Here is a 15663-nt window from a genome sequence, read left to right as displayed (position 1 = left end):
GGAACGCTGCGTCTATCCTAGTCCTCCCAACCGGCAGCGTCCACCCTGCCGCCGGCGCCGGCACGCGCCCATAAAAAAACCCGCCCCATGCCGGTTGCAGGCATGCGGGCGGGCCGGGGTATCACGGCCAGGCAGGTCGCGCCGCTCAGGCGGACAACAATTGCCAGGCCAGGCGGGCCGCCGCGCGGGCGCCGTGACCATCGATGTCGAACCGCGGGTTGTACTCCGCCATGTCGGCCAGCCGCAGCTTGCCGCTGGACTTGACCCGCAGCACGATCTCCTCCACCACCGCCATCGGCACCCCGTACGGCGCCGGCGCCGACACGCCCGGCATCACCGCCGCCGGCAGCACGTCCAGGTCGATGGTCAGGTACACGTGACGGGCCCGCGCCAGCAAGGCGTCGACATTGGCCAGCCGCGCCGCCAGGTGACGCTCCTGCATGTCGCGGTCCTCGACCCACACCGCGCCCACTTCGGCCGCGCGCGCATACAACGCCGGCGTATTGGCCAGCCGCGACACGCCCAGGCAGGCATATTGCAGCCCCAGCCCCTGCGCCTCGCCGTAATGCGCGATCTGGTCGAACGGCGTGCCGGAACTGCCCGGCCGGCCGGTGCGCAGGTCGAAATGCGCGTCCAGGTTCAGCACCAGCACCGGGCCTTCGTCGCCGCGCTCGGCCAGCCAGCGCGCCAGGCCCTGGAAGCTGCCCCAGGCGATCTCGTGGCCGCCGCCCAGCACCAGCGGCCGGGCGCCCTGGCCCAGCAGGCCGGCCACCGCCAGGCCCAGGCGTTCCTGCGCGTCTTCCAACTGGTCGCCCTCGCAGGCCACATCGCCCGCGTCCAGCAGGCGGGCCAGGCCATGCGCGGGCAAACCCGCCATGTATTTGCGGATCGCGGCAGGGCCGGCGGCCGCGCCGACGCGCCCCTGGTTGCGGACCACCCCCGCATCGCAGGCAAAGCCCAGCAACACCGCTTCACCGGCCGCCGGCGACTGGCCCGCGGCAGGCTCGACGATGTGCGCCAGGCGGCGCGTGTCGCCGCGCTCGGCGCTGTCGTCGCGCGCGGTCCACAGGCTTCTGTCCAGTTGCGCCACCGTCATGCCGCCCCCTGCCCCGCGCTCAGCACCGCCTGCAGGAACTCGCGGGTACGCGCTTCGCGCGGCTGGCTGAAGATGACCTCGGGCGCGCCCGATTCCAGGATCACGCCGCCGTCCATCACCGCCACCACGTCGGCCACGTCGCGGGCAAAGCCCATTTCGTGCGTCACGACCATCATGGTCATGCCTTCGCGCGCCAGCAGCTTCATGACCTGCAGCACTTCGCCCACCAGTTCCGGGTCCAGCGCCGAGGTCGGCTCGTCGAACAGCATGACCTTGGGCTGCATCGCCAACGCACGGGCGATCGCCACGCGCTGCTTCTGGCCGCCCGACAGGCTGGCCGGCATCGCCGCCATCTTCTGCGCCAGGCCGACCTTGCGCAGCAGGTCCTCGGCCAGCGCGTTGGCTTCGTCGCGCCCCATGCCGCGCAGCGTGCGCGGCCCGACGGTGACGTTGTCCAGCACCGACAGGTGCGGAAACAGGTTGAAGCCCTGGAACACCATGCCGACCTGCATGCGCAGGCGGTTCAGCGCGGCCTCGGGCAACAATTCCCCTTCGTTCTGCAGCGTCTGGCCACAGATCTCCACGATGCCGCCCTGGGCCACTTCCAGCCCGTTGCAGCAGCGCAGCAGCGTGCTCTTGCCCGAGCCGCTGGGGCCGATCACCACCACCACCTGCGACGGCAGCACATCGAAGTCGATGCCGCGCAGCACGGCGTGGTCGCCGTAGGATTTCTGCAGGCCGCGGATGCGGATCATTTCTTGCGGATTCACGGCGTTCATTGCACCATCCCCCCGGCGCGCAGGCGTTGCTCGATCCTGCGCAGAATCAACATGGCGGCCGTGGTCAGGACCAGGTAGATCAGCGCCACCACCAGATAGGTTTCCAGCGAGCGGTACGACACGCTGATGATCTTCTGCCCTTCGTGCATCAGGTCATGGATGGTCAACAGCGACACCAGCGCCGAATTCTTGATCAGCGCGATGAACTCGTTGCCCAGCGGCGGGATCATGCGCACCACCGCCTGCGGCAGGATGATGATGCGCATGGCCTGGCCCGACGACATGCCCAGCGAACGCGCCGCCTCGGTCTGGCCGCGGTCGACCGACTGGATCGCGCCGCGCACGATTTCCGACACATAGGCGCCGGAATACATGCCCAGCCCCAGCACGCCGCAGGCAAACGCCGGCAGCGTCACGCCGAACTGCGGCAGGCCGAAGAACCAGATGAACAACTGCACCAGCAGCGGCGTGCCGCGAAAGAACAGCAGGTAGACGCTGCACAGGTTGTAAAGAATGCGGCGCTGCGGATTGAGACGGCCGACGCCGACCAGCAGGCCGATTACACAGCCCAGCAGCAAGGCGCCGGCGGTCACCTCGACGGTGACCACCGCGCCGCGCAGCAGCGCGTCGAAATCGGCGAAGACGGGAGCGAAATCCAGGTTCATTTGGCGGGCGCCTCGAACCACTTGTTGACGATGGCCTGATACGTGCCATCGGCCTTGATCTTCTTGAGCGCTTCATTCAGGCCGCGCGTCAGCTCCGGCTTGCTCTTGGGCACGGCGATACCGTAATCCTCGGTCGTGATCTGGTCGGCCAGCACCGTCAGGTCGGTGGTGCTCTGGGCGAACAGCTTGGCGGCCGGCTTGCCGGTCACGGCGGCATCGGCGCGGCCGATCTGCACCAGGTTGAACATCTCCTGGTTCTTCTCGACCTCGACGCGCTGCACCGCCGGGAAGTGTTCTTTCAGGTAGTTGACCGACTTGGTGCCGACCTGCACCGAGACCTTGCGGCCGTCCAGGTCCTTCAGGGTCTTGACCGGGCCATCCTTCTTGGTCAGCACCACCAGGCCGCCGGCATAGTACGGGTCGGTGAAATCCACCACCTTGCTGCGCTCGGGCGTGATGTAAATGGCCGACACCGCGATGTCGGCGCGGCCGGCCTGCAGCGCGGGAATCAGGCCCTTGAAGTCGATGTCGATCCATTCGATCTTCTTGCCCATGGCGGCGGCCAGGGCTTCGACCAGATCGATGTCAAAGCCGGTGCGCTTGCCATCCTTGACGAACTCCATGGGCGGGAAGGTGGCGTCGGTCACGGCGCGGATGGTTTCCTGGGCGTGGGCAGTGCCCAGGTTCCAGGCCAGGCCCAGGGTCAGGGCGGCGGTCAGCAGGGTGCGGCGAGTAGTCATGGCGAATCCTGAAAGAAGTAAGTGAAGGCGGATACGAACAGCGATACGGCGTCTAGAGATGAAGCGGGAGTGGCGGGTACAGCAAGGAATCCGGGTACGGGCGGCGTCAATGCGCCTGGAGCTTGCCCGAGATGCGGCGGGCGGCGGCCACGGTCAGGTCGATGAAGGCCTGCGGCCGCTGGGCCGCGCGGGTGGAAGGCGCCATCAGCGTGATCGAGGCCACCGCCTGATTGGCGCGCTGGAAGATCGGCACGCTCACCCCCCAGACCCCGGCATCGACTTCGCTGTCGGTCACGGCATAGCCCTGGGCGCGGATGGCCTCCAATTCGTCGGCCAGGCGCGCCGGGTCCACGCCCGACTCCCTGGCCAGCACCGTCAGGGCGGCCTGCAAGCGCGCCGCCGGCATGAAGGCCAGCAGCGACTTGGCCGAGGCGCCGCGCGCCAGCGGCAGGCCGCGCCCTTTGGTGAATGAACACCGCAACGGATGCTGGCTTTCGACCATGTCCAGGCACACCGCCTGGTCCTTGACCGCCACCAGCAGGCCGATGGTCTCGCCCGACGCGGCGGCCAGCGCCGCCATGTCCGGCTGTGCTTCGTGGATCAGGAAGGACGACTGGTCAAAGCCCCAGGCCAGTTGCACGCACAACGGGCCGGGACCGTATTCGCCCTCGTGCTCGCCGACAAAGCCCCAGCGCTTGAGCAACGCCACCTGCCGATACAGGGTGCTTTGGGCCAGCCCGGTCTTTTCCGCCAGCGCGGCGATGCTCAAGGGGCCGTCGTGCCGGGCCAGGGTGGCCAACACATACAGCACGCGGTCCGCGCCCGCCCCGACCGACTGATCCATCACAAACACTCCTGAGTTGATGGACGCGAGATTATCAATTTATGGTGTTAAGCCATTAATTTTTTCCCATTAATTAATAATTCACAGGGAAAACCCCGAAAAATGCCCCACTGATCCGCGCCAGCAACCGCTCGCCGCCACCGAGACGGGTGATTCGCCCCCCTCGTCCGACCGCCCATGAAAAAACCCGCCGGGCAGGCGGGTCGGACAGGCACGCGGCGGCGGCGCGGCTCAGGGCGCGGCAGGCTGATCGTAGTCGTTCAGGCGGACTCCGGAAACGCCGCCCACGCTGGGCGCTGCCTTGGGGCTGCGCGCGGGCTCGACCGGGGCCGGCGCGGGCGGCGGCGCGGCCGCCGTGCCGGCCAGACCGGTTTCGGCCGCGGGCGCGCCCGCCGCCTCCGGCGCGGCCGACGCATTGGCGCGGCGCGCCCGCTTGGCAGCCTCCTGCTGCGCGATCAAGGCCTGGAGCTCGGCGGCCAGCTTGGTCGACTTGCCGGTGGTGGCCCAATCGGATGCGTCCTGCCCTTTGGTGTCGCGCGTGGTGGGGTCGGCCCCCGCCTTCAGCAACAATTCGACCATGGCCCGATTGCCCGACAGCGCGGCCATCATCAGCGGCGTCTCGCCATGGGGCGCGGGCGCGTTCACCATCGCCTTGTTGTCCAGCAGCAGCCGCGCCATCGCCAGTTGCCCCTTGGACGCGGCATAGTGCAGCGGCGTCCAGCCCAGGCGGTTGACCTGCGCGCCGCGCGCCATCAGGCTGCGGGCACGATCGACCTGGACGGCGATGGCCAGGTACATCAGCGGGGTCTCGCCGGCCGGATTCTCGGCATTGACGTCGGTGCGCGGATTGGCCGCCAGCACGTCGAAAACCTTCCAGGCGCCGTCCACCACCGCCCGCATCAGGGCCGGCTGGCCGTTGCGGTAGCGCACGTTGGGATCGGCGCCCTGCGCCAGCAGCTCATTGATCTCGCCCGTGTAATCGTTGGCGACATAAACCCACCAGTCCGCAGGATTGGCCGCCGCCTGGGCGGCCGGCGCCGCCATGGCGACAGACAGCGCCAGCAGCGCGCCGCGGCAGTGGGAAACAAGGCGATGACGGGAAAACGCGGTGCGGGCAGCCATGGCAATCCTGATAAATCACTTTAGATATTTAACTTCAGATTATCGCTTTATCTTACTGAAAAGATTAAAGAAATTATCGGTTGAGGCGCGTGCCACCTCGGCCACGCTGATGCCTTTCAAGTCGGCGATCTTCTCGGCCACGTGGATCACCTTGGAGGGATCGTTGAGCTTGCCGCGATACGGCACGGGCGCCAGGTACGGCGAATCGGTCTCGATCAGCAGGCGGTCCAGCGGCACCTTGGCGGCCACCTCATGCACCACGTGCGCGTTCTTGAACGTCACGATGCCGGACAACGAGATATGAAAATTCTGGTCCAGCGCGGCCTGGGCCACTTCCCAGGTCTCGGTGAAACAGTGCATCACGCCGCCGACCTCGGCCGCGCGTTCCTCGCGCAGCATGCGCACCGTGTCCTCGGCCGAGGCGCGCGTATGCACGATCAGCGGCAGCCCGGTGTCGCGGGCCGCGCGGATGTGACGGCGGAAACGCGCGCGCTGCCAGTCCAGCGGTTCGGACAGACGGTAATAGTCGAGTCCGGTCTCGCCAATCGCCACCACCTTGGGGTGGGCCGACAGGCGCGCCAATTCCTCGGGCTCGGGATCGGGCGTGTCTTCATAATCGGGATGCACCCCGACCGAGGCCCACAGATTGGGCTGCGGCTCGACCAGCGACATCAGGCCCGGCCATTCGGGCATATTGACGCTGACCACCAGGGCGTGGGTCACCTGGTTGGCGGCCATCCGTTCGAGAATCGCGGGCAGGTCGGCCGCCAGCTCGGGGAAGTTCAAATGGCAGTGTGAATCGACGTACATGAGGTTTGGATCAGGATTGGCGCGCCGCCGCGGCGGCCGCCCGGACAGGGCGGGCCGCAGCGTCACGCCGGGTTATGCCTGGCAGGATAGCACCACGCGCTGCAGCGTCGCGTGGGCGAAAAGCTTGCCATTCAGGGGGTGCGTGGCCAGCGCGCGCTGACGCGTCAGCCAACGCGCGGCTTCGGCGGCGCGCGCGGGGTTCATGCGCCGCGCCACCTCGGCCACGGCCGCCCCCAGCGCCGGAAAATAGCGCACCGGCGCGCCCGCGGCGGCCAGCATCAGGTCGGTGTACAGGCGCTGCAAGGCGTCGATCCACTCGCTGGGTGCGACCTTCTCCAGGACTTCGGCCAGGGTGCCGACGTCGGGCGCCTGGCCCTTGGCCAGGGGGCCGACCAACTGCGTCAACCACGGCGGGCAGGCGGTTTCCGCGTGCTGCGCCAGGCGCAGCGCCGCCAGCGGCGCACCGCCGGCAGCCGCCAGCCATTCACGCGCCGGCTCCACGTTCTGGTCGCGCAGCCATTGCAAGGCGGTGTCGGGGTCGGGCGCCGGCAACGGCAGGCGACGGCAGCGCGACACCAGCGTCGGCAGCAGGCGGTCGGGCGCGTCCGCCACCAGCAGGAACACCGTGTGCGGCGGCGGCTCTTCCAGCACCTTGAGCAGGGCATTGGCCGACACCACGTTCAACGCGTGCGCCGCATACAGCAGCGCCACACGCCAGCCGCCGCGATGGGTGGCGGTGTTGAACCAGGATTCCAGCGAGCGGATCTGGTCGATGCGGATTTCCTTGGACGGTGCCTTCTTGGCGGTGCCGGTGGCCGGCTCGGCCTCCTCCGACGCCTCGGCGGCGTCGGCGCCCTCCTCGACCGCCACGGCCTCGGGCCGGATGCGGCGCAGGTCCGGGTGGTTGCCACTGGCGAACCAGGCGCAGGCGGCGCAATGGCCGCAGGCCAGGCCGTCCTGCGGCGTCTCGCACAACAGGCTGGCGGCCGCGGCCACTGCGAAATCGAGCTTGCCGATGCCGGCCAGGCCATGCACCAGCCAGGCATGGGCGAAGCGCTCGCGGTTGCCGAGCCAGGCGCGCGCCGTCTCCATCTGCCAGGGCAGGAACTGGGGCGCGCTCATGGACGGGCCGCCACCAGCTCGCGCAGCCCGGCTTCGAGCTCGGCGCGGATCTCGGGAATCGCCCGGGTCGAATCGATCACACGGATGCGGTCGGGTTCGGCCGCGGCGCGGGCCTGATAGGCCGCGCGGGTGCGCTCGAAGAAAGCCGCGCCTTCGCGCTCGAAGCGATCCGGCTCGCGGGCGTCGGCCAGGCGCGCGCGCGCCACGTCCAGCGGCACGTCAAACAGCCAGGTGCGGTCGGGCCGGCCCGCCTGCATCCAGGTTTCCAGCGCCGCCACGCGCGCGGCGCCCAGGCCGCGGCCACCGCCCTGATAGGCATAGGTGGCGTCGGTGTAGCGGTCGCACACCACCCACGCGCCGCGCGCCAGCGCCGGCTCGATCACCTGGTGCAGGTGTTCGCAGCGCGCGGCGAACATCAGCAGGGTCTCGGTATCCAGGCCCATCGGGTCGGTCAACACCAGCGCGCGCAGCTTTTCACCCAGCGGCGTGCCGCCGGGTTCGCGCGTCGACACCACCTCCCGGCCCTGGCCGCGCAGGAAATCGGCGATCCAGCCCGTGTGCGTGCTCTTGCCGGCGCCATCCACCCCCTCCAGCGTAATGAAGCGTCCGCGTGAGGTCATGGCTGTTGTCCTTGTGCTGGCGCCGGATTGCCGTCCGGCGCGGGGGGAGAGACCGGTTCCGGTTCGGGAGCCGGCGCGGGCGGCTTGCCGGCGGGGGCCGGCCGCGCCGCCGGGGTCTGCCCCAGGATATAACGGGAAACATTGCGGTTGTGCTCGGACAGGTTCGCCGAGAACTCGCTGGTGCCGTTGCCGCGCGACACGAAAAACAGGAACTTGTGTTGCTCGGGCTGCACCGCCGCCAATAGCGCCGCGCGGCCAGCCGCTGCGATCGGCGTGGGCGGCAGGCCCGGGCGCGTATAGGTGTTCCAGGGCGTGTCGGTCTGCAGGTCGCGCTTGCGGATGCGGCCCTGATAGTTTTCGCCCATGCCGTAGATGACCGTGGGATCGGTCTGCAGCAGCATGCCGATCTTCAGACGGTTGGTGAACACGCCCGCGACGCGGCGGCGGTCGGGGCCGTGCCCGGTCTCCTTTTCGATGATGGAGGCCAGCACCAGCGCCTCGTAGGGCGTGGACAGGGGCAGGTCCGCCTGGCGCTTGGCCCAGGTCTCATCGAGAATGCGCTGGCCTTCCTGGTAGGCGCGCCGCAACAGGTCGAAATCGGTGCTGCCCGGCGTGAAGATGTAAGTATCGGGAAAAAACATCCCTTCCGGATGCTTGACGTCCGAGCCCAGGCGTTCCATCAGGGCCTCGTCGCTGATATCGCCGAGGGTCTGCTTGATGTCCGGGTTCTCGCGCAGCGCCTGGCGGATCTGGCGGAAAGTCCAGCCTTCCAGGAAGGTGATCTGGCGCTGGGTCATGTCGCCGCGCGCCATGCGCTCGAGCAGCAGCCAGGGCGTATCACCATTGATGGCCTGGTAGCCGCCGGCCTTGATCAGCTTGTCCTGCTCGGACAGGCGCGCCATCCAGACGAAACCCGGTTCCCACATCGGTACCCCGGCGGCGTTCAAGGCGCGCGCGACGGTGCGCGGGCTGCTGCCCGGGTCCACCACGAAATCGATCCTGTCGGCCGCCAGGTGCAGGGGCCGGTGCATCCAGTGCCAGGCCGCGCCCGCCGCCGCGGCGGCGGCCAGCACGATGAGCAGGAGGAACCACAGGACATAAAAACGGAGTCGCTTCTTCATAAGTGTGGGAAGTTTAATGGATCGCGCGGCCCTCTCGCGACAAAACCAGGGCCGGAGTGTGTCGCGCACCCCTTTGCCGCGCGCGGGCATGGACCTGCCAAAGAGGGAACGCAGCTATCATCAGGCCTTTGATGACGATTCACGGGCCCACGCAGCCATGCATGCTTTCTTTTCTTCGATCCCGGCGCGCGCCGAAGGTTGCGCGCAATGCGCCCCTCTGGACGACTTTGCCGTCGTCGGGGCCAGCGGCGCCGACGCACTGACCTTCCTGCACGGCCAACTGACCCAGGACGTCACCGGCCTGCCCGCCGATGCCGCCCGCCTGGCCGGCTATTGCACCGCCAAGGGCCGCCTGCTGGCCACCCTGGTCATGTGGCGGGGCGCCGACGCCGCCGAAGACGCGCCCCAGTTGTACGCCCTGGTACGCCAGGACCTGGCGGCGGCCCTGGTCAAGCGCCTGTCGATGTTCATCCTGCGCGCCAAGGCCAGGCTCGCGCCCACCGCCCTCCACGCTGCCGGCGTGCAGGCCGAGCCGGCGCAATTGGCCGCGCTCGAAGTGGCGGCGGGCGCCCTGCCGCGCGCGCCCTGGCAACGCGCCGAATTGCCCTCGGGCACCTGGATCGCCGCGCCAGCGGCCGGCGCCGCGCTGCGCTGGTGGTGGATCGCCTCGGACTCGCAACTGGCCGCCGCCGCGCCACTGGCCGCCGTCCTCGGCCGGGCGCCGGCCGGCCAATGGCACGCCGCCGACCTGGCGGCCGGCATCCCCTGGATCACCAGCCCGACTCAGGACGTCTTCATTCCGCAAACGGTCAACCTGGACCTGATCCAGGGCGTCAGCTTCACCAAGGGCTGTTATCCCGGCCAGGAAGTGGTGGCGCGCAGCCACTACCGCGGCACGGTGAAACGCCGCATGGCCTACGGCACCCTTGCCGGCGCCGACGCGGACGGCGCGCCGCTGGCTGGCCAGGACGTGTTCGACGCCACCCAGCCAGGCGAGCCCGTGGGCCGCATCGTCGACGCGGCCCGCGCCGACGGCAAGGTCGCGGTGCTGTTCGAAACCACGCTGGCCGCCCTGCCGCAAGGCGACCTGCGGCTGGGCGCGGCCGACGGCCCGCGCATCGCCGCCGCCCCGCTGCCCTACGCGATCACGCCGTAGCGCCGCGGCGGTGTCAGACCACGGTGCCGAACACGGCACCGACACCGGCCGTTACCGCCATCGCCAGCGCCCCCAATATCGTCACCCGCAACGCCGCCGGCCCCTTGGGGGCGCCACCGGCCCTGGCCGCCAGCGCCCCCAGACAGGCCAGACAGGCCACCGACGCGCCAATCACCCAACCGATCAGCGACGGCATCGGCACCAGCGCCGCCACCGCCAACGGCAATGCCGCGCCACCGGCGAACGACGCCGCCGAGGCCAGCGCCGCCTGCACCGGCCGGGCGCGGTTGTGCAGTGAAATGCCAAGCTCGTCGCGCGCATGGGCATCGAGCGCATCATGGCGCGTCAATTGCTGCGCGACCTGCTCGGCCAGATCGTGCGACAGCCCCCGTTCGACATAGATTTCGACCAGCTCTTCGAGTTCTTCGCCGGAATTGCGCTTGAGCGAACGCTGTTCCATGCGCAGATCGGCCGCCTCGATATCGGCCTGCGAGCGTACCGAGACATATTCGCCGGCGGCCATCGAGAGCGCGCCGGCCACCAGGCCGGCCAGGCCGGATGTCAGTATGGCTTCGTGCGAGGCCTGGGCCGCCGCCACCCCGGTGATGAGGCTGGCGGTGGACACGATGCCGTCATTGGCGCCCAGCACGGCGGCCCGCAGCCAGTTGCTACGAAAAATTCGATGGTGTTCTTTGGAAGGCATTGCCCGTGAACCCGTTCAAGGCGCGACAGAGCTTGCGGCGACGGCCCGCCGCAAGCGGCTCAACGCGGCGTCACACGCACCGCGGTGAGCAAGCCTATCACGCAAAGGGCGGCCTGTTCGCCTTCATAGGCATGCACTTCGACCTGGCAGATCGACAGGCGCTTGCCGGGCTTGACCACACGGCCGCTGGCCACGTAGCGCTCGCCCTTGGCCGGCGCCAGGAAGTTCATCTTGAACTCCGAGGTCAGCACGTCCTCGCCCGGCTGGAACAGGCTGAAGGCGGCATAACCGCCGGCCGAATCGGCAATGGTGGTGGAGATGCCGGCGTGCAGGAAGCCGTTCTGCTGGCACAGGTCGGCGCGGTATGGCAGAACGATGTCCACCCTGCCCGGTTCGACCACGTCCAGGCTGGCGCCGAGCAGTTGCATGATGCTCTGCCGCTCGAAGCTGGCCCGGACCCGCCCGGCCGGGTCGACATGCGTGGCGGGCGTGACCATGTCAGTCCTGGTCGCGCTTGACCAGATTGACGATGCTGGAGAAATCCAGCCGGCCCGAGCCGCCCGCGCTGTGCAGCGAATACAGGTTGCGCGCCAGCTCGCCCAGCGGGATCGAGGCGCGCGCCGACAGCGCCGCCTCGGCCGCCAGGCCCAGGTCCTTGAGCATCAGGTCGACGCCGAAGCCGCCCGCATAGCCCTTGGAGGCCGGAGCATGCTCCATCACCCCGGGCCAGGGGTTGTACAGTTCGGTGGCCCAATTGCGGCCCGAACTCTTGGCGATGATGTCCGACAGGACCTTGGGATCGAGGCCGTTGGCCACGCCCAGCGCCAGCGCCTCGGAAGTACCGGCCATGAGGATGCCGAGCAGCATGTTGTTGCAAATCTTGGCGACCTGACCGGCGCCGGCGGCACCAGCGTGGAAGATGTTCTTGCCCATCTTCTCCAACACCGGGCGGGCGCGCTCGAGCGCCGCGGCCTGGCCGCCGACGATGAAGGTCAGCGTGCCCGCGGCGGCGCCGCCCGTGCCGCCGGACACCGGCGCGTCGATCATGGCGATGCCACGCACCTCGGCCGCCTGCGCCACCTTGCGGGCCGACTCCGGGGCAATGGTGCTGCACTCGATCACCAGCGCGCTGGACGGAATCTTGCCCAGCAGGTCCTGGTCCAGGTACAGGCCTTCGACGTGCTTGCTGGCCGGCAGCATCGAAATCACCACCTCGGCCCCCTTGACCGCCTCGGCAGCCGAGCCCGCCGCCTTGGCGCCCGCGTCGGTCAGCACCTTGACCGCCGCCGGCACCAGGTCGAACACCGTCAGGCTGTGGCCGGCCTTGACCAGATTCAATGCCATGGGCGAGCCCATGTTGCCCAAACCGATAAACGCGATACTGCTCATGATGTCCTGTCTCCTGTTGCTATTGCTGTAGGTATGAAATCAGTGTTGCGACGCGATGCCGGCCCGCTTGGCGGCGACCGTCAGCGGCCTTCCTTGCCCAGGTCGTCCAGCGGATGCGGCTGGCCTTCGGGCCAGGGCTCCTCGAAGAACTTCTGCACCCAGGCGTCGCTGGCCACGTCAAGCACCGCGGGATTCCAGCGCGGCTTCTTGTCCTTGTCGATCAGCAGCGCGCGGATGCCCTCGGCAAAGTCACCGTGCGCGGCGCAATGCAGCGCGGCGATGTACTCGGTGCGGAACACGTCGTCCAGCGACCGCAGCCGCATACGCTGCTGCAGCGCGAACGACAGCCGCAGCGAACCCGGCGAGCCGGCCAGCATGGTGCTGGCGGCGCGCGCCAGCCACGGGTCTTCATGGTTTTTCAGCGCCGCCAGTTCCTCGTAGATCTCGTCCAACCGGTTGCCGCTGCACAGGCTGTTGATCATGAACGAGTGCTGGCGCAGATGACCGCTTTCCAGCGGCGTCTGCGGCTCGAGCGCCGTCAGGGCGCGCCGCAGCAGGCCGTCGTTGATCGAGCGCGGCGCAATCGCGTCCTCGGCGCCGCCGGCGGCCTGGCCGGCCCAGGGCTGCTCTTCGAGCGAGGCCAGCAACTTGGGCCAGTCCTCGTGGTTCAGGCGGAAATCCGCCAGGCCGGCGAAAAACGCGTCGGCGGTGTTGATCTGCGCGCCGGTCAGCGCCAGGAAGACCCCGATACGGCCGGGCATGCGGTTGAGCAGCCAGCTGCCGCCCACGTCCGGGAACAGGCCGATCGAGATTTCCGGCATCGCCAGGCGCGAGCTCTCGCTGACCACGCGGTGGCTGGCGCCCATCATCAGGCCGATGCCGCCGCCCATGACGATGCCGTGGCCCCAGCACAGCACCGGCTTGGGGTAGCTGTGGATGCGGTAGTCCAGGCGATACTCGTGCTCGAAGAAACGGCGCGCGTAGGCATTGCCCCAGGCCCCCTTGCCGGCGTTCTCGGTCATGCTGCGGTACAGGCCGTGCAGATCGCCCCCGGCGCAGAAGGCCTTGTCGCCCGCCCCCTGCAACACCACCAGGGCAATCGCCGGATCGCGCGCCCAGGCGTCCAGGCGCTCGGCCAGCAGGTCGACCATCTCCAGCGACAAACCGTTCAGGGTCTGCGGCGAGTTCAGCGTCGCGATCCCGAAGCGCATTCCATTGGCGGCGGCCCTTTCTTCGAACAGCACCGGTGCATTCATCTTATGTCGGCTCCTTTTTCCAACAATTGGCGGGCGATGATCACGCGCATGATCTCGTTGGTCCCCTCCAGAATCTGATGTACGCGAGTATCGCGCACCAGACGCTCCAAGGGATAGTCCCGCAGGTAGCCGTAGCCGCCGTGGATCTGCTGGGCATCCAGGCATATCTGGAAACCCATGTCGGTGGCGAAGCGCTTGGCCATCGCACAGTAGGTGGCCGCGTCCGCCGCCCCCGCGTCCAGCTTGCAGGCCGCCAGCCGCACCATCTGGCGCGCCGCCACCAGGTGGGTGGCCATGTCCGCCAGCTTGAACTGCAGCGCCTGGAATTCCGCCAGGCGGCGGTTGAACTGGCGCCGCTCGTCCATGTAGCGGCGGGCGGCGTCAAGCGCGCCCTGGGCCGCGCCGACCGAGCAGGTGCCGATGTTGATACGGCCGCCGTCCAGGCCTTTCATGGCGATCTTGAAGCCCTCGCCCTCCTCGCCCAGCAGATTGCCGGCCGGCACGCGTACGTTCTCGAACACGATCGGACGGGTGGACTGGCTGTTCCAGCCCATCTTCTCTTCCTTGCGGCCGTAGCTGATGCCTTCGCTGTCGGCCGGCACCGCGAACGCGCTGATGCCGCCCGCGCCCTCGCCGCCGCTGCGGGCCATCACCACCAGCAGGTCGGTGTCGCCCCCGCCGGAAATGAAGGCCTTGGCGCCGTTGAGCACATAGTGATCACCCTGGCGCTGCGCGCGGGTCGAGAGCGATGCCGCATCGGAACCCGCGCCGGGTTCGGTCAGGCAGTACGACGCCAGCTTCTGGCCGCTGGCCAGCAGCGGTCCCCAGGCCTCGCGCAGGGCCGGCTGGCCCCACTTGCCCACCATCCAGGTAGCCATGTTGTGGATCGTCAGGAACGCCGTGGTCGACGGATCGACGGCGGCCATTTCCTCGAACACCAGGGTGGCGTCCAGGCGCGGCAACCCCAGGCCGCCGATGTCCTCGCTGGCATAGATGGCGCAAAAGCCCATCTCGCCGGCGCGCGCGAATGCCTCCTTGGGAAAGATGCCCTCGGCATCCCAGCGCGCCGCGTGCGGCGCCAGTTCGCCTTCGGCGTAGTCGCGCGCGGCCTGCGCGAACGCGCGCTGCTCGTCGGTCAGTTCCAAGTCCACAGCCTGTCTCCTGATGTCATCGGTATTGTCTGTTGGCGTTGCTGCCGTCTCGTGAACGCCAACCGGGTCATTTTGACATGACGTTGACGTAAACGTAAGTGTGCGGCGCAGTTAATGTTACGCCGGAAGCGCCAGCGCGATTTGTCCCATTGATGACAATGTGGCGGCGTCCCGCCCCCGGCACCCGCGCCCGCCGCCGATGGCGGGCCCGTTCCGGTCCACCGGGCAGAGATCCGCGCCTACAGCAGCCCGGCCGGACGCACCCGCCCGTTGCGGGCGGTCTTGGCGCGGCGGTGCTCGGCGCGGCGGCGGCGCGACTCTTTCGGATCGAAACTCAAGCCGCGATAGATCTCGACCCGGTCGCCGTCGGCCAGCGGCGTGCCGGGCGCGACCGGCCGGCCGTACACGCCCACCCCCCGCTCCCAGGGCTGGACCACTGGAAAGGCCTGGGCGAAACCGCTGGCGACGAGCGCATCGGCCACGGTCGAACCGGCAGGCAGGCGCAGTTCACGCAGCCAAACCTGGGCCGGCAAGGCATAGCAGACCGACACCCCGATCTGCCCATGGGTGCTGGCCTCACTCGCCATACTTGGCCTGCGCGCGCTTGGTGAAGGAATCGATGAAACTGGTGGCGATGCGGTTGAACACCGGCCCCACCACCATTTCCAGCGCCCGGTTGGAAAAGGCGTATTCCATGGTGAACAGCACCTTGCAGGCGTCTTCGGCCAGGGCCTGGAACTCCCAGTGCCCCTCCAGGCTGGAGAACGGACCGTCGACCAGTTCCAGGTCGATGCGGTCGGGATAGACATGCCGGTTGCGCGTGGTGAAGCGCTGCTTCATGCCCGCGAAACTGATCAGGATGGACGCCTGCATACCGTGCTCGTCGCGGCTTTGCACCTCGGCGCCGCCACACCACGGCATGAACTCGGGGTATTTCTCCACGTCGGCCACCAGGTCGAACATCTGTGCGGCGCTGTAAGGCACCAGGACGGATCGTTGTACTTTGTGCATCGACTATCGCAAATGGCTAGAATGATAGGATTTTACCGGCACCGCGCCATCCGGGGGCGCAAGCAAGGACAGATGGGC

General features: G+C 68.6%; 18 protein-coding genes. 1 reads left to right on the top strand and 17 read right to left on the bottom strand.

Annotated features, from left to right (window positions below; genetic code table 11):
* Positions 1 to 145: 145 nt before the first annotated feature.
* From hutG to mltG, 10 genes are all read right to left on the bottom strand, one after another.
* Positions 146 to 1096 (bottom strand): formimidoylglutamase, encoded by a 951-nt coding sequence (gene hutG, locus HV701_RS21960; protein WP_175135124.1) that lies wholly within the window; start codon positions 1094 to 1096, stop codon positions 146 to 148.
* A complete protein-coding gene (locus tag HV701_RS21955) occupies positions 1093 to 1875 on the bottom strand; it encodes an amino acid ABC transporter ATP-binding protein (protein WP_272909344.1) in 783 nt (260 codons plus the stop codon). Before HV701_RS21955 ends, hutG begins: the two co-directional genes overlap by 4 nt.
* Positions 1872 to 2540: an amino acid ABC transporter permease gene (locus HV701_RS21950; protein WP_175135123.1), complete on the bottom strand. Its 669-nt coding sequence runs from the start codon at positions 2538 to 2540 to the stop codon at positions 1872 to 1874. Before HV701_RS21950 ends, HV701_RS21955 begins: the two co-directional genes overlap by 4 nt.
* The gene (locus HV701_RS21945) at positions 2537 to 3280 is read right to left on the bottom strand and encodes a transporter substrate-binding domain-containing protein (RefSeq protein ID WP_175135122.1); all 744 of its coding nucleotides are present in this window, start codon (positions 3278 to 3280) and stop codon (positions 2537 to 2539) included. Before HV701_RS21945 ends, HV701_RS21950 begins: the two co-directional genes overlap by 4 nt.
* 106 nt (positions 3281 to 3386) lie before the next feature.
* Positions 3387 to 4124: an IclR family transcriptional regulator gene (locus HV701_RS21940; RefSeq protein WP_272909345.1), complete on the bottom strand. Its 738-nt coding sequence runs from the start codon at positions 4122 to 4124 to the stop codon at positions 3387 to 3389.
* Between the two features lie 231 nt (positions 4125 to 4355).
* Positions 4356 to 5246, bottom strand: coding sequence for an ankyrin repeat domain-containing protein (locus HV701_RS21935; protein WP_175135120.1), 891 nt, complete (start codon positions 5244 to 5246; stop codon positions 4356 to 4358).
* A 39-nt stretch (positions 5247 to 5285) separates the two neighbouring features.
* The gene (locus HV701_RS21930) at positions 5286 to 6056 is read right to left on the bottom strand and encodes a TatD family hydrolase (RefSeq protein WP_175135119.1); all 771 of its coding nucleotides are present in this window, start codon (positions 6054 to 6056) and stop codon (positions 5286 to 5288) included.
* 72 nt (positions 6057 to 6128) lie between these two features.
* Positions 6129 to 7178, bottom strand: a complete 1050-nt coding sequence (gene holB / locus HV701_RS21925) for a DNA polymerase III subunit delta' (RefSeq protein WP_175135118.1) — start codon at positions 7176 to 7178, stop codon at positions 6129 to 6131.
* Positions 7175 to 7798: a dTMP kinase gene (gene tmk / locus HV701_RS21920; protein ID WP_175135117.1), complete on the bottom strand. Its 624-nt coding sequence runs from the start codon at positions 7796 to 7798 to the stop codon at positions 7175 to 7177. Before tmk ends, holB begins: the two co-directional genes overlap by 4 nt.
* Positions 7795 to 8919 carry an endolytic transglycosylase MltG gene (gene mltG / locus HV701_RS21915; RefSeq protein WP_175135116.1) on the bottom strand — a complete coding sequence of 375 codons (1125 nt, stop codon included), beginning with the start codon at positions 8917 to 8919 and terminating at the stop codon, positions 7795 to 7797. Before mltG ends, tmk begins: the two co-directional genes overlap by 4 nt.
* Positions 8920 to 9076: 157 nt before the next feature.
* Between mltG and ygfZ the strand changes: the two genes are divergently transcribed.
* Positions 9077 to 10075: a CAF17-like 4Fe-4S cluster assembly/insertion protein YgfZ gene (ygfZ, locus tag HV701_RS21910; RefSeq protein WP_175135115.1), complete on the top strand. Its 999-nt coding sequence runs from the start codon at positions 9077 to 9079 to the stop codon at positions 10073 to 10075.
* 13 nt (positions 10076 to 10088) lie between these two features.
* Here ygfZ and HV701_RS21905 read toward each other — a convergent pair whose 3' ends face one another.
* From HV701_RS21905 to HV701_RS21875, 7 genes are all read right to left on the bottom strand, one after another.
* On the bottom strand, positions 10089 to 10778 hold the full coding sequence (locus HV701_RS21905) for a VIT1/CCC1 transporter family protein (RefSeq protein WP_175135114.1): 690 nt from the start codon (positions 10776 to 10778) through the stop codon (positions 10089 to 10091).
* Between the two features lie 59 nt (positions 10779 to 10837).
* Entirely contained in the window at positions 10838 to 11275 is a 438-nt protein-coding gene (locus HV701_RS21900; protein WP_175135113.1) for a PaaI family thioesterase, read from the bottom strand.
* Position 11276: 1 nt separating this feature from the next.
* Complete coding sequence (mmsB, locus tag HV701_RS21895; RefSeq protein WP_175135112.1) at positions 11277 to 12167, bottom strand: 3-hydroxyisobutyrate dehydrogenase; 891 nt, start codon at positions 12165 to 12167, stop codon at positions 11277 to 11279.
* 80 nt (positions 12168 to 12247) lie between these two features.
* Positions 12248 to 13423, bottom strand: a complete 1176-nt coding sequence (locus HV701_RS21890) for an enoyl-CoA hydratase/isomerase family protein (RefSeq protein WP_175135111.1) — start codon at positions 13421 to 13423, stop codon at positions 12248 to 12250.
* Entirely contained in the window at positions 13420 to 14574 is a 1155-nt protein-coding gene (locus HV701_RS21885) for an acyl-CoA dehydrogenase family protein (protein WP_175135110.1), read from the bottom strand. Before HV701_RS21885 ends, HV701_RS21890 begins: the two co-directional genes overlap by 4 nt.
* Positions 14575 to 14813: 239 nt before the next feature.
* Positions 14814 to 15161 carry an RnfH family protein gene (locus HV701_RS21880; protein ID WP_175135109.1) on the bottom strand — a complete coding sequence of 116 codons (348 nt, stop codon included), beginning with the start codon at positions 15159 to 15161 and terminating at the stop codon, positions 14814 to 14816.
* Positions 15151 to 15585 carry a type II toxin-antitoxin system RatA family toxin gene (locus HV701_RS21875; RefSeq protein ID WP_175135108.1) on the bottom strand — a complete coding sequence of 145 codons (435 nt, stop codon included), beginning with the start codon at positions 15583 to 15585 and terminating at the stop codon, positions 15151 to 15153. Before HV701_RS21875 ends, HV701_RS21880 begins: the two co-directional genes overlap by 11 nt.
* Positions 15586 to 15663 lie beyond the last annotated feature (78 nt).

This window comes from Achromobacter pulmonis (genome assembly GCF_902859765.1).
Classification (GTDB): domain Bacteria; phylum Pseudomonadota; class Gammaproteobacteria; order Burkholderiales; family Burkholderiaceae_B; genus Achromobacter; species Achromobacter pulmonis.
This window is presented reverse-complemented; position numbering and strand designations above follow the sequence as displayed.

Excerpts from the sequence above, each read along its gene's own strand:
- hutG (WP_175135124.1), bottom strand. The coding sequence starts at position 1,096 with ATGACGGTGGCGCAACTGGACAGAAGCCTGTGGACCGCGCGCGACGAC.
- HV701_RS21955 (WP_272909344.1), bottom strand. The coding sequence starts at position 1,875 with ATGAACGCCGTGAATCCGCAAGAAATGATCCGCATCCGCGGCCTGCAG.
- HV701_RS21950 (WP_175135123.1), bottom strand. The coding sequence starts at position 2,540 with ATGAACCTGGATTTCGCTCCCGTCTTCGCCGATTTCGACGCGCTGCTG.
- HV701_RS21945 (WP_175135122.1), bottom strand. The coding sequence starts at position 3,280 with ATGACTACTCGCCGCACCCTGCTGACCGCCGCCCTGACCCTGGGCCTG.
- HV701_RS21940 (WP_272909345.1), bottom strand. The coding sequence starts at position 4,124 with ATGGATCAGTCGGTCGGGGCGGGCGCGGACCGCGTGCTGTATGTGTTG.
- HV701_RS21935 (WP_175135120.1), bottom strand. The coding sequence starts at position 5,246 with ATGGCTGCCCGCACCGCGTTTTCCCGTCATCGCCTTGTTTCCCACTGC.
- HV701_RS21930 (WP_175135119.1), bottom strand. The coding sequence starts at position 6,056 with ATGTACGTCGATTCACACTGCCATTTGAACTTCCCCGAGCTGGCGGCC.
- holB (WP_175135118.1), bottom strand. The coding sequence starts at position 7,178 with ATGAGCGCGCCCCAGTTCCTGCCCTGGCAGATGGAGACGGCGCGCGCC.
- tmk (WP_175135117.1), bottom strand. The coding sequence starts at position 7,798 with ATGACCTCACGCGGACGCTTCATTACGCTGGAGGGGGTGGATGGCGCC.
- mltG (WP_175135116.1), bottom strand. The coding sequence starts at position 8,919 with ATGAAGAAGCGACTCCGTTTTTATGTCCTGTGGTTCCTCCTGCTCATC.
- ygfZ (WP_175135115.1), top strand. The coding sequence starts at position 9,077 with ATGCATGCTTTCTTTTCTTCGATCCCGGCGCGCGCCGAAGGTTGCGCG.
- HV701_RS21905 (WP_175135114.1), bottom strand. The coding sequence starts at position 10,778 with ATGCCTTCCAAAGAACACCATCGAATTTTTCGTAGCAACTGGCTGCGG.
- HV701_RS21900 (WP_175135113.1), bottom strand. The coding sequence starts at position 11,275 with ATGGTCACGCCCGCCACGCATGTCGACCCGGCCGGGCGGGTCCGGGCC.
- mmsB (WP_175135112.1), bottom strand. The coding sequence starts at position 12,167 with ATGAGCAGTATCGCGTTTATCGGTTTGGGCAACATGGGCTCGCCCATG.
- HV701_RS21890 (WP_175135111.1), bottom strand. The coding sequence starts at position 13,423 with ATGAATGCACCGGTGCTGTTCGAAGAAAGGGCCGCCGCCAATGGAATG.
- HV701_RS21880 (WP_175135109.1), bottom strand. The coding sequence starts at position 15,161 with ATGGCGAGTGAGGCCAGCACCCATGGGCAGATCGGGGTGTCGGTCTGC.
- HV701_RS21875 (WP_175135108.1), bottom strand. The coding sequence starts at position 15,585 with ATGCACAAAGTACAACGATCCGTCCTGGTGCCTTACAGCGCCGCACAG.